10 protein-coding genes are annotated in these 12278 nt (G+C 58.7%); 4 read left to right on the top strand and 6 right to left on the bottom strand.

Annotation, left to right across the window (positions count from 1 at the left end):
* Positions 1-84: 84 nt before the first annotated feature.
* Positions 85-915, top strand: coding sequence for a UbiA family prenyltransferase (locus CH74_RS10335; protein WP_048307380.1), 831 nt, complete (start codon positions 85-87; stop codon positions 913-915).
* A gap of 9 nt (positions 916-924) precedes the next feature.
* On the opposite strand, the gene CH74_RS10330 is transcribed toward CH74_RS10335, so the two are convergent.
* A complete protein-coding gene (locus CH74_RS10330) occupies positions 925-2313 on the bottom strand; it encodes a nucleotide pyrophosphatase/phosphodiesterase family protein (protein WP_048307379.1) in 1389 nt (462 codons plus the stop codon).
* 251 nt (positions 2314-2564) lie between these two features.
* Between CH74_RS10330 and CH74_RS10325 the strand changes: the two genes are divergently transcribed.
* On the top strand, positions 2565-3365 hold the full coding sequence (locus CH74_RS10325; protein ID WP_156181473.1) for an EboA domain-containing protein: 801 nt from the start codon (positions 2565-2567) through the stop codon (positions 3363-3365).
* 1 nt (position 3366) lies between these two features.
* Positions 3367-4287 (top strand): TatD family hydrolase, encoded by a 921-nt coding sequence (locus CH74_RS10320; protein WP_048307378.1) that lies wholly within the window; start codon positions 3367-3369, stop codon positions 4285-4287.
* Positions 4288-4371: 84 nt separating this feature from the next.
* Here CH74_RS10320 and CH74_RS10315 read toward each other — a convergent pair whose 3' ends face one another.
* Positions 4372-5205, bottom strand: coding sequence for a phytanoyl-CoA dioxygenase family protein (locus tag CH74_RS10315; protein ID WP_156181471.1), 834 nt, complete (start codon positions 5203-5205; stop codon positions 4372-4374).
* 18 nt (positions 5206-5223) lie between these two features.
* On the bottom strand, positions 5224-6570 hold the full coding sequence (locus CH74_RS10310) for a Na+/H+ antiporter family protein (protein WP_048307377.1): 1347 nt from the start codon (positions 6568-6570) through the stop codon (positions 5224-5226).
* Between the two features lie 319 nt (positions 6571-6889).
* Here CH74_RS10310 and CH74_RS10305 point away from each other — a divergent pair, with 319 nt between their 5' ends.
* Positions 6890-8095, top strand: a complete 1206-nt coding sequence (locus tag CH74_RS10305) for an MFS transporter (protein WP_053070713.1) — start codon at positions 6890-6892, stop codon at positions 8093-8095.
* A 7-nt stretch (positions 8096-8102) separates the two neighbouring features.
* Here CH74_RS10305 and holA read toward each other — a convergent pair whose 3' ends face one another.
* From holA to leuS, 3 genes are read right to left on the bottom strand one after another with little or no spacing between them, the layout of a single operon-like run.
* On the bottom strand, positions 8103-9158 hold the full coding sequence (gene holA / locus CH74_RS10300) for a DNA polymerase III subunit delta (protein ID WP_048307376.1): 1056 nt from the start codon (positions 9156-9158) through the stop codon (positions 8103-8105).
* On the bottom strand, positions 9155-9655 hold the full coding sequence (gene lptE / locus CH74_RS10295; RefSeq protein ID WP_048307375.1) for an LPS assembly lipoprotein LptE: 501 nt from the start codon (positions 9653-9655) through the stop codon (positions 9155-9157). Before lptE ends, holA begins: the two co-directional genes overlap by 4 nt.
* Before the next feature lie 15 nt (positions 9656-9670).
* Positions 9671-12256, bottom strand: a complete 2586-nt coding sequence (gene leuS / locus CH74_RS10290) for a leucine--tRNA ligase (RefSeq protein ID WP_048307374.1) — start codon at positions 12254-12256, stop codon at positions 9671-9673.
* Positions 12257-12278 lie beyond the last annotated feature (22 nt).

The following is a 12278-nucleotide window of genomic DNA, read 5'->3' as shown; positions in this document are numbered from 1 at the left end:
CAGTTATGTTGAGGCAGTTATGTTGAGAGAGCAGCTATGTTAGAGAGCAGTTATGTTGACAGGGCAGCCATGTTGAATTGGCGCATGTGGCTTAAGCTTGGGCGTATATCGAATTTACCCACGGTGTGGACCAATGGCCTGGCAGGCTGGCTTCTGTCGGGCAATGCGTTCGATGGCAAGGGGCTGCTGCTCCTGATGGTTGCACTATCGCTGTTTTATGTGGGAGGCATGTATCTCAACGATGCCTTCGATGCAGAGATCGATGCTCGAGAGCGTGCCAATCGTCCGATTCCCCAAGGGGAGGTGTCGCAAGGCACGGTCTTCGCACTGGGGTCGGGCATGCTGGCTCTCGGCTCACTGTTGATGTTTACATTGGGGTTGTTTGCGGGTCTGGCAGGGCTGGCGCTGGCGGCAACCATCGTGGCCTATGACTGGCTGCATAAGCGCATTGCCTGGGGACCGATCATCATGGGGGCCTGCCGCTTGCTGACCTATGTGACGGCGGCATTGGCAGCAGGTGGATTGAGCTGGATGGTGCTGATTGGTGGGTTAGGGCTGTTCTGTCATGTGGTGGGGCTGACCTATGCGGCCAAGCAGGAAGCCTACGACAGGATCGGCAATGCCTGGCCGCTGCTGGTAATGGCGGTACCGGTACTGGTTCTGGGGTTCATGCTTGCCGACAACCTGGCCATCATGTTGCTGGCACTCTATATGGTGTGGGGCGGTTGGGCGCTTAGCCTGCTTTTCCGCCGTGGCCCCGGGGACGTGCCCAAGGCGGTGATCAGCCTGATCGCGGGTATCGCGCTTTATGACGCGGTGTTGATAGCCGCAACCGGCATGCTGGGGCTGGCGCTTCTTTCCATAGCAGGCTTTGGGGCCACCCTAGCGCTACAGCGCGTAGCGCCAGGGACGTGATCAAAGTATTCAGTCTTCAAACACGTGAGCCAAGGTCAGGGCTTTGAAATCCGTCGCCTCTACTGCGCCTTCCGGCATCAAGTTGGCCTGAGATGAGATTACCAGCGGCCCGTCGTTCGGGTCGTCGGTGATGCGTCCATGAGAGCCTTTGACCAGCTGGGTGTCCTTGAGCGAGATGACATCGAGCAGCTGGCGCATGCCGAGCTTACGCTTGCCAACCCGCCAGCCCGCGGCGAGCTTGGGGCGCTTGATCTTGGGGTCGAAGAACAGCTCCACCGGGTCGTAGCCGGGCTTGCGGTGAATATCCACGGTGCGCGCATAATCCGGTGCACGAGAATCGTCCAGCCAGTAGTAGTAGCTGAACCAGCGATCTGGTTTGGCAATGGCAACCAGTTCCCCTGCGTTGGGATGAGCGAGGCCATTGGCTTCGATCCCTTCCGCATCCCAGACGCTTTCCACCCCGTCTAATCCTTCGAGTAGGGCCTTGATCTCGGCAATCTTCGCAGGGTCCTGAATGTACACATGGGCGAGCTGATGATCCGCCACGGCAAAGGCCTGGGAAGCGCCCGGGTCGAGCTGCTCGCGGCCGTGTTCCTCTACTCGCACAGCGACATGCCCTGCTTTGCGTAGCGCACGATTGATATGCACCGCATCCGTGGTGGGCGTGATGCCGTATTCCGAGACGACGATGACGCGTCGACCATCCCGCTCGGCGGCGTCGATCAGCTCACCGCACAGCGTATCGATCTCTTCAAGATCCTGCTGGATACGTGGATGAGAAAGATCCGGCCCCAGTCGCTGCAGGTTGTAATCAAGATGAGGCAGGTAGGTCAGGGTCAGGGTCGGATCCCGAGTCTCCATGATGTGCAAGGTCGACTTGGCAATCCAGTCACTCGAGGTGATGTCCGCGACCGGGCCCCAGAAGGTGAACAGCGGGAACTGACCCAGCTTGGCGTCGAGCTCGTCATGAAGATCGGCGGGGTAGGTGTAATGATCAGGAATTTTGCGCCCATCCGCTGGATACATGGGGCGTGGCGTCGCACTCCAGTCTGCGCTGGAGTACATGTTGTACCACCAGAACATCTTGGCGCAGCTAAAGTCAGGATTGCGTGCCTTGCCAGCGTCCCAGATCTTTTCCCCGCCTACCAGCCGGTTCGATTGACGCCACAGCCAGACCTCCGAGAGATCACGAAAATACCAGCCGTTGGCCACGATGCCGTGCTCGGCAGGTGTCAGGCCCGTCACTAGGGTGGATTGCACGGTGCAGGTGACCGCAGGTGTGACCGTATTGAGCGGGCGCATGGCGCCTCGTTTTGCCAGCGCTACAAGGTTTGGGGTGTGGGTGCCGACCATATTGGGCGCCAGGCCCACCACAAGGATTACCAGGGTTTTATTCATCATTGCTGCCATATCGAATGAGATTCGGAAAACTGAGCCGTAAAAATACAATTCGATACACTAACATCGTTCGGTAAAATAAGGTAACTTTGTGTTAATTTTGATGTGAGATGGTACTAGGCCATTCTGCTGAGCCAGGATGAGTCAAGGATTGAATACACCTGTTTACAAGTACTGAGGTGAGCAATGTCTGAAAAACCGGTCGATCTGCTACGTCACTGGATTCTGCGCCAGGCGAAAGAGCAGAGTGCATGGTTCGAAGAGCGCGTGAATGCGCTTGCGGAGGGGGCTCGGAGCGTGAACTGCATATGGTGATGGGATTGGCGCCGCGGCTATTGGGTAAGGCGGAGCTTGCGTTGTCGATTGAGGATCTTAGTCAGGCGAACGGTGCCCTGGAAGGCTGGCAGCCCGAGGGTTTGAGCATCGACGGTGCCGCTAGAATCGTGGCTTTGACGATGTATCGCGGCGAGCGACCTTTCGCAGAGATATTCAAGGATCTGCGACGCACCGCGGATGCCAGGGAACTTGTGGCGCTCTACCGAGGGTTGCCGCTATACCCGAAGCCTGAAAGTTTGGCGTTCGAGGTGGGCGAAGGGCTGCGTTCCAACATGCTGGGCGTCTTCGAGGCTATTACTCAGCATAACCCTTACCCCCGACTTCATTTCGATGAGCATCGCTGGAATCACATGATTCTAAAAGCGCTGTTCGTCAATAGCAGTCTGGCCAACATCGTGGGTCTTGATGAGCGGAATAATCCGGAGCTGGCGCGACAGCTGCTCGATCATGTGCATGAGCGCTGGGCCGCCGGACGTGGTATTTCGCCGGAAGTATGGCGCTACATCGGCCCCTATGCCGCCGAAGTGGGCGCTCTCGACGAGTTCGAGAGGGCACTCTCCGGCAAGCCTTCGGAACAGGCGGCCGCGGCGCTGGCCCTGGCCAATAATCCATCGCCACAAGCCAAGTCATTACTTGCCGCGCATCCCGCTGCTGCCGCCAAAATCGCCGAACACCAGGTGGAGCAAGCCAATATTTCACGAAACGAGGTTGTCTGAGATGTTCATCGATCCACACGCCCATATGATTTCACGCACCACCGATGATTACGAAGCCATGGCCGCCGCGGGTATCGTTGCTGTGATCGAGCCGGCTTTCTGGCTGGGCCAGCCGCGTACGTTTGTCGGTACCTACGTAGATTATCTTTCTACCATCATCGGGTTCGAGCGCTTCCGCGCCGGGCAGTTTGGTATTCGCCACTACTGCACCGTGGGGCTCAATTCCAAGGAAGCCAATAATGAAGAGTTGGCCGAAGGCGTCATGGAATGGTTGCCGCGTTTCGCCTTGAAGGAAGGGGTGGTGGCGATCGGTGAGATCGGCTATGACGAGCAGACGCCGCTGGAAGACAAGTATTTCCGCGCTCAGCTGGCGCTGGCCAAGGAGCTGCAATTGCCGGTCATGGTGCACACGCCACATCGGGACAAGAAGCAGGGCACCTCACGCTCTATGGATGTGTGTGAAGAGATGGGCCTTGACCCATCTTGGGTAGTCATTGATCACAATAACGAAGAAACCGTAAAAGAGACATTGGATAGAGGATTCTGGGCAGGTTTCTCGATCTATCCTTCCACCAAGATGGGCACCGTGCGTATGGTGGAGTTGCTCAAGCAGTACGGCAGCGAACGCATCATCGTCGATAGCGCCTGCGATTGGGGTATCTCCGATCCCTTGGCAGTCGCCAAGACCGCCATGCTGGCATTGAAAAATGGCATCCCTGCAGAAACGGTTCGCAAGGTCACCTACGCCAATACTTTGGAGGTCTACGGCAAGAGTGGTCAGATTCAAGAATCGGATTGGTTGAACCCGCCGGAGATCGATCAGCGCACCCTGTACGAAGGTAACTCCATTCTGCGGGGTGGGCGAGAGCCGCGTATCGAAGCCCCGGGGGCAAGAAGCCGAGACAGCCTCATCATCGAATGACGATATTTCGCACAAGCTTTGTATAGAGCGAAAACAGTAGCCCGCTATAAAGCGGGCTACTGCATTTGGATTCCACTCAATGTCTCATGTTGACGCAGAAGCCAGCAGCGGAAACAGCGGATGATCCATGGGCGCTCCCGCCTCCAGTTCCTTTTCAAGACCGGGAAAAGGCGGCGAGGTCGTCCAGTGACGCGGCGCGTGCACCATGTCGTCGCCGAGAAAACGTACCGAGAAGGCACGGCGGCGCTGATTACCATCGACACCCGCCGAGGCATGTAGCGTCAGCATGTTGAAGAACACCGCGTCCCCGGGTTCCAGTGCCCAGCCGAGGATCTTGTAGTCGCGACGATTGGCCTCGATGTCCGGCAGGTCGTCGAGGCTGCCTTCAGGAAACCACTTGGCCTGATTGTCCATGAAGGTCCGCGGCATCAGCCAGGGCCCCTTGTGGGAGCCGGCGACGAATTCCAGGGTGGCGTCGCGAGACACCGGATCGACCGGCAACCACATACTAACGTTCTGGTGGCCTTCCACGTTGTAGTAGGGCTGATCCTGATGCCAGGGCGTGCGCTGACGGGTGCCCGGCTCCTTGACAAGCAGATGGTCGTGGTACAGGCGTGCCTGCTGGCTTTGCATCAGCCGAGCCGCTACTTCGCCGACGGCGGAGTCGAAGATGAATTGCCGGTATGCCGCGATGTCCTGCCAGTTGCAGAAGTCCTCGAAGAACCAGCCAGGATCATCCGGCTCACTGGCTACCTTGGCACGTGAGCTGGGGCTGCGCAGATTCTCTTCGATGCCCTGGGTCAACTCGTCGATCTGATCCTGGCGGAACAACCCGCGAATGCAGACGGCGCCATCCTGCGCATAGGTCTCGACGATCTCGGGGGTGACGAGGGAATCGATATTGGCGTTCTGAGTCATGGTGTTGTCTCCTTGATGTCAGAGAGTCATGGCGGCGATCCAGCCAAACGCTATCAGCGGAATGTTGAAGTGCAGGAAGGTCGGCACCACCGTATCCCAGATATGATCATGCTGGTGATCAGCATCCAGGCCGGCGGTGGGGCCCAGGGTCGAGTCCGAGGCGGGTGAACCGGCATCCCCCAGCGCCGCGGCGGTGCCTACCAGAGCGGTGGTGGCCAGCGCCGAGAAGCCGAAGCTTAGGCACATCGGCACATAAATGGCGGCAATGATCGGAATGGTGGCGAAGGATGAGCCGATGCCCATGGTGATGAACAATCCAACCAGCAGCATCACCAGAGCCGCCAGGGCACGGCTGTCGCCTATCAATGCCACGGAACTTTGTACCAGGTCGGGAATCTCGCCGGTTGCCTTCATCACGCCGGCGAATCCAGCGGCGGCGATCATGATGAATCCCACCATGGCCATCAGGCGCATGCCCTGGGTGAAGACGCCGTCCTGCTCGTCCCAGCGCACGATGCCGCTGAATGACAGCAGCGCGAAACCCGCCAGGCCGCCGAAGATCATCGAACCGCTCCACAGCTGTATGACCAGAGCGACCACCAGGGCAGCGATGATGACCCCCAGTTGCCAGGTCTTGAGCTTGGCAGGCTGTTGCTTGTTTTCTGCCTGGCCGTCGATGGGGCGATCTTCGTAAGTACGTTTCTTGCGGTAACTGATGAAGATGGCAGTGGCGAGTCCCAGCACCATGCCCAGGGCCGGAATGATCATCGCCTTGGGCGGGGCGCCGCGCTCGATCTGGAAGTCGAGCGCTTGTCCGGCCTCGTTGATGTTGCCCATGAGGATGTCGTTGAGAAAGATGGTGCCGAAGCCGATCGGCGTGGTCATGTACATCACCGTGATGCTGAAAGTGATGGCGCAGGCCACGGCGCGGCGGTCGAGTTGCAGGTGATTCATGACAATCAGCAGCGGCGGCACCAGAATGGGAATGAAGGCGATATGCACCGGAATGATCGTGCCCGAGGCGAAGCCGGCCAGGATCAGGCTGGCGAACAGACCCCAGGTGACCATGCGCGCGTGAGATCGGGTCTGCGCGCCGCCCTGAAAGGTGTCGATTATTCGAGTTGAGAGACGCTGGGTAATCCCGGAGCGGGACAGCATTACCGCGAAGGCGCCCAGGGTCGCGTAGGCCAGCGCCACCGGGGCGCCACCGCCCAGGCCATCGTTGAAGGCCGTGACGATCTCACCAGCCGGCAGGCCGGCATAGAGGCCGCCAATGACAGCGGCGGCGATCAGGGCGAACACCACGGAGACCCGCATGAGGCTCAAGGTCACCATGATCAAGACGGCGAGTATGATTGCATTCATTCGCTTCCCTTGTGTGTTGTGATTGTCGGGATTGGGAAAACCCCGCATCGTCATAATGTGCGAACCCTCTTTAACGCATGCTCAGTGACTAGGCAAGAGTTGCTTTGACTCTAAACCGTTCGGGAGGCGTGCTTTCAGTCGCTCGGTTGCCTCTTCGAGATAGGGGGCAAAAAGCAATCCTTGCAGGGAGAACTCTCGGGACCGCTTGCAGAGTGGAGCTTGATCGATATGCTGCATTTAGCTGTTGTGCCTCATACGCCTAGACGCGTGTCGAGCGCCCTTGCATGATGGCTTGTTTTCAATCCGTGGATAATTCGACATGCGTGACTTGTTGATACTCTGTTTCGCCTACGCGATCAGCCTGTTTTATCGTGGCATGATCGCGGTAATTGCACCGGAAATCTCGGCGGATCTAACTATCGCCGAAAGTGGCCTGGGGCTATTGTCATCGACATTTTTTATTAGCTTTGCCGTCGCTCAGGTACCTGCGGGGCTGGCGCTGGACCGGTTTGGTGCACGGCTGAGCATCGGGCTTTTCATGTGGTTGGCGGTATTGGGCACGGTGATGTTTTCGATGGCGGAATCTCCATCGCTTGCCTTTGTAGGACAGGTACTGATCGGCGTCGGCTGTGCGCCGATATTCACCGGTACGATGCTGTTTATTGGTCGACATTATCCTCCAGAACGGTTTGCCTATTTCACCGCACTCGTGATCGCGATCGGTAGCACCGGCGATCTACTTGGCACCACGCCGCTGGCCATGGCGACCGAGTGGTTGGGCTGGCGTTCGGCGCTGCTGCTGATTATGGTGCTGGCGGCACTGGCGGCTAGCGCCTGCTTGATGGGATTGAAGCCGGATCGGCCTGATAGCGTGAATTATTCGCTGACAGTGATGCTGCAGGGAATGGCACGCGTTACCACCATCCGGGGATTGTGGCCAATCATCCCGATGTTTTTGGCAAGCTATGCGGTACTGATGGCTATTCGCGGCCTCTGGAGCGGTCCTTATCTGGCCGAGGTGTTTGAGCTCGATACCGGTGAACGGGGCAATATCATTCTGGCGATGTCGATTGCACTGGGCGTCGGTACCTTCATGCTGGGAGTGCTGGACAGGTGGTTGCAAAATACTCGGCGACTGGTGATCGTCACCTCGATATTGACCTTGGTTCCCTTGCTGCTGCTGGCGATCTTTCCCTCCGAAGGACCTTACTTTGCAATGTGGTCCTTTATTGCGGTAGGGCTGTTCGGGTTCAACTATCCGCTATTGATGTCTCACTGTCGGACTTTCCTGGCCCCGTCCTACCATGGCCGGGGGATGGCATTTCTGACGGCGATGAGCTTCATCGGTGTCGCGCTGGTTCAAAGCATAAGCGGCTGGATGATGGAACTGGCCAATGAAGTGCATATGATCCCAAGCGAGCAGTACCGGCTTTTATTCATTCTGCTGGCGGGCACTCTTGCGGTGGCGACACTGGCCTACTGCTTCAGTGATCGGCAAGGGCATGGGAACGGGCCACTCAGTTAGGCGCGGTTCACACTTTGTAAGAAAGCGGCGATTCCGCAAGCAGCCCACGACCGCCGGCCAGGGTCAGGGCCAGATCGTTGAGCGCATTCCATAAGGGCAGGGGGGAGGCGCCTTTTACCGCCAAATCGATGCGCTGAGAGAACAGCAATAGCTTGTGCAAACGGCGATGAGGCAGGCGTTGCAGCGCCTGCTGGTAGTTGGGTCGGCGCTTGTCCGGGATCATCGGGCGTTGGGCCTTGCAGGCATGCTCCAAGCTCTGACCCTGGTCCAGATGTTGCTGCAGCGAGAGCAGGGTGCGCAGTTCGCGAGTCAGTGCCCAGAGCACCACCGGCGCTTCGATGCCTTCGCCGCGCAGTCCCTGCACGATGCGCACCGTGCGCTCGCGCTCACCGCGCAGGCAGGCGTCGGTGAGGGTGAATACATCGTATCGAGCGTTGTCCTCGACGCCGCTGGCAATGGCCTCGGCGTTGAGTCGGGCACCGGGTGGCATGATCAGCGCAAGTTTCTGCAACTCTTGATCCGCCGCAAGCAGGTTGCCTTCGGTGCGCTCGCCGAGCAGACGGGCGGCATCCATGTCCAGCTGTAGCCCGTGACGGGATGCGCGGTCACGCATCCAGAAGCCCAGACGCTGATGATCCACCGGCCATACCGGCACGAACAGGCCGATCTTGTCCAGCGCCTTGAACCATTTGCTCTGCTGCTGCTTGTAATCCAGTCGTGCTGCGGAGATCAGCAGGATGTCATCGCTGTGCCTGGCTTGCACCGCATAGGCGTCGAGCGCCTTGCTGCCTTCCTGGCCTGGCGACTGATCGCCCAGGCGCAGCTCGATCAGCTTGCTCGAGGCGAACAGCGACATGCTGGCGGCGGACTCGGTCAGCCGACCCCATTGAAAGTTGCCCTCCACATGCAGGATTTCACGTTCCTCGATACCCTGCTTGCGGGCCGCGGCTCGCACCGCGTCACAAGCTTCCATGTGGATCAACGGCTCGTCGCCGGCAACGATGATTACCGGTGGCAGGCGTTTGCCGATGGCCTCGGGTAGCTTGTCAGGGAATACCTTCATTGCTTGAGAGTACGCAATCGCTCCAGCAGCTGCCGGATAGCATCACGCTGAAGCGTTTCTACGGTCTGATCACGCAGGTCGTCCCGTACCAGTAGATTGCCATCGCTGGTCTGGTAGGTAGTGACCACTTGAATGACCTGTTGATCCAATACATAGGCATTGTCGCTGCTGCGCTGCACCGAGAAGGGAACCGCCAGATTCAATTCCACTTCTTCATAATTGAGATCGCCACCACCAAGAGCGACTTCGTTCGTTCTGGGATTTCCAATATTCAGACGCAGCGGGGCGTCATCGGTAAGTGTCACGCCGTCATTGGCGAGGCGGCGCTTGAGCTCATCGGTAAAGGCGGTCGGTGGTGCATTCAAATCCAGCGTATCGAACCCCAGTGCTTGTTGATTGAGCCCACGGAGTTGAAAACCACAGCCAGTCAAGGCTGCCCCGGCGGTGCCCAAGGCAAGCAGGCTTAGTGACCGGATAAGGAAAGTACGGCGCTTCACGAGCGGCTCCTTGTATCAGTTGGCAACGATATTGACCAGCTTGCCGGGAATGACGATGACCTTGCGCAGCGTCTTGCCTTCTATATGCCGCTGCACGTTCTCATTGTCCCTGGCCATAGCTTCGATGCTGTCCTTGCTAGCATTTGTGTCTACCTCGATCCGTGCGCGCAGCTTGCCGTTGACCTGAACCACCAGTTCGATGCTGTCCTTGACCAGAGCAGACTCGTCCGTTGCGGGCCATGCGGCGTCAATCACAGGATTCTCGTATCCCAGCTCCGTCCAGAGCGCATGACAGGCGTGGGGCGTGATCGGTGCCAGAAGCAGCACGCAGGCCTCAAGAGCTTCTCGTACCACGGCGAGCCCCGTCGGTGAGGCATCGGTGAATCGACTTATCTCATTGGTCAGCTCCATCACCGCGGCAATTGCGGTATTGAAGGTGGTGCGCCGACCGATATCGTCGCTGGCTTTCTTGATGGTTTCGTGGGTCTTGCGGCGGAGCCTGCGCTGCTCGTCATTCAGAGTGTCGGTATCGAGGGGGGCAGGCGTGCCGGTATTGATATGCTCGGCGACCAGGCGCCACAGGCGCTTGAGAAAACGGTGTGCGCCCTCGACGCCGGAATCCGACCATTCCAGGGACTGCTCGGGAGGGGCGGCGAACATCATGAACAGGCGCACGGTATCGGCACCGAAGCGATCGATCATGGCCTGGGGATCGACGCCGTTGTTCTTCGACTTGGACATCTTCTCGATGCCCCCCATTTGCACCGGATGGCCGTCGCCGTCGAGTACGGCGCTGATGGGCCGACCCTTGTCGTCGCGTTTGACCTCGACTTCTGCCGGGTTGTACCAGTCTTTGCCGCCGTTGTCGGCGTCCCGGTAGAAGGTCTCGGCGATCACCATGCCCTGGGTCAGCAGGCGCTTGAAGGGCTCGTCGCTTTTTACCAAGCCGAAATCCCGCATCAGCTTATGGAAGAAGCGGGCATAGAGCAGATGCAGGATGGCGTGTTCGATGCCGCCGATATACAGATCCACCGGCAGCCAGTAGTCGGCGCGCTCGTCCAGCATGGCTTGCATGTTGTCGGCGCAGGCGAAGCGAGCGTAATACCAGCTCGATTCCATGAAGGTGTCGAAGGTGTCGGTTTCCCGGGTCCAGCCATCGCCAAGATCATAAAACGCCGGCATCTTCTTGAGCGGGGAACCGCTGGCATCGACTTCGACTTCCATGGGCAGTGCCACCGGCAGTTCATCATCGGAGAGCGGTACGGTCTGGCCTTCGGGCCCATACTTGACTGGAATCGGCGCGCCCCAGTAGCGCTGACGCGCCACCCCCCAGTCCCGCAGGCGGAAATTGGTCTTGATCTCGCCGTGGCCCTGATCCGCCAGCCGCGCGGCGATGGCTTCAAACGCCGCATCGAACTCTAGGCCGTCGAAATCACCGGAATTGATCAGTTTGCCGTGTTCACTGTATGCGCCTTCGCTGATATCCGGCGCCTGGCCGTTTTCATCGGCGATCACCGGCTCGATGGGCAGGCCGTACTTCGTGGCAAACTCCCAGTCCCGCTGGTCATGAGCAGGCACCGCCATGACCGCGCCGGTGCCGTACTCCATCAGTACGAAGTTGGCGACATAGACCGGCACTTCACGACCGGATAGCGGATGCACCGCCTTGAAACCGGTGTCCATGCCGCGTTTTTCCATGGTGGCGAGATCCGCTTCCGAGGTGCCGCCATGGCTGCATTCCTCGAGGAAGCCTTCGAGCGTCGGATCATCCGCCGCCGCGGCCTTCGCCAACGGGTGGCCGGCGGCAACGGCCACGTAAGTCACCCCCATTAGGGTGTCAGGGCGCGTGGTATAGACACGCAGCACGTCTGCTTCATCGGCGATACGATTGCCGACGACATCGAAGGCCAGCTCTACGCCTTTGGACTTGCCGATCCAGTTGCGCTGCATGGTCTTGACCTGCTCCGGCCAGTCCACTTTTTCCAGGTCTGTCAGCAATTCATCGGCGTAGTCAGTGATCTTCAGAAACCACAGGGGGATTTCCTTGCGTTCCACCGGCGCGCCGGAGCGCCAGCCACGGCCGTCGATGACTTGCTCATTGGCCAGTACGGTATTGTCCACCGGGTCCCAGTTGACCGTGGCCATCTTCTTGTAGACCAGCCCCTTGTCCACCAGCTTGGTGAAGAACCACTGCTCCCAGCGGTAATAGCTGACATCGCAGGTGGCGAACTCTCGACTCCAGTCATAGGCAAATCCAAGCGCTTTCAGCTGCGCTCGCATGTAGTCGATGTTCTGGTAAGTCCAATCCCCGGGCGGTACGCGATTCTTGATGGCCGCGTTTTCCGCCGGCATGCCAAAGGCGTCCCAGCCCATGGGCTGTAGCACGTTCTTGCCCTGCATGCGCTGAAAGCGGGAAATGACGTCACCGATGGTGTAGTTGCGCACATGCCCCATGTGAAGTTTGCCGCTGGGGTAAGGAAACATCGAGAGGCAGTAGAACTTCTCGCGGGTCGCGTCTTCGATGGCCTTGAAGCACTGATGCTTGTCCCAGAACTGCTGAGCGGCTTGTTCGATACTATGGGGCGTATACTGAGTATCCATCGTTTTCGCGGGGCACCTTGCT

The organism is Halomonas sp. PR-M31 (assembly GCF_001039575.1).
Taxonomy (GTDB): Bacteria; Pseudomonadota; Gammaproteobacteria; order Pseudomonadales; family Halomonadaceae; genus Modicisalibacter.
This window is presented reverse-complemented; position numbering and strand designations above follow the sequence as displayed.

What these genes read in the sequence shown, in the direction of transcription:
- CH74_RS10335 (WP_048307380.1), top strand. Translation starts at nt 85, where the DNA reads ATGTGGCTTAAGCTTGGGCGTATATCGAATTTACCCACGGTGTGGACC.
- CH74_RS10330 (WP_048307379.1), bottom strand. Translation starts at nt 2,313, where the DNA reads ATGAATAAAACCCTGGTAATCCTTGTGGTGGGCCTGGCGCCCAATATG.
- CH74_RS10325 (WP_156181473.1), top strand. Translation starts at nt 2,565, where the DNA reads ATGGTTCGAAGAGCGCGTGAATGCGCTTGCGGAGGGGGCTCGGAGCGT.
- CH74_RS10320 (WP_048307378.1), top strand. Translation starts at nt 3,367, where the DNA reads ATGTTCATCGATCCACACGCCCATATGATTTCACGCACCACCGATGAT.
- CH74_RS10315 (WP_156181471.1), bottom strand. Translation starts at nt 5,205, where the DNA reads ATGACTCAGAACGCCAATATCGATTCCCTCGTCACCCCCGAGATCGTC.
- CH74_RS10310 (WP_048307377.1), bottom strand. Translation starts at nt 6,570, where the DNA reads ATGAATGCAATCATACTCGCCGTCTTGATCATGGTGACCTTGAGCCTC.
- CH74_RS10305 (WP_053070713.1), top strand. Translation starts at nt 6,890, where the DNA reads ATGCGTGACTTGTTGATACTCTGTTTCGCCTACGCGATCAGCCTGTTT.
- holA (WP_048307376.1), bottom strand. Translation starts at nt 9,158, where the DNA reads ATGAAGGTATTCCCTGACAAGCTACCCGAGGCCATCGGCAAACGCCTG.
- leuS (WP_048307374.1), bottom strand. Translation starts at nt 12,256, where the DNA reads ATGGATACTCAGTATACGCCCCATAGTATCGAACAAGCCGCTCAGCAG.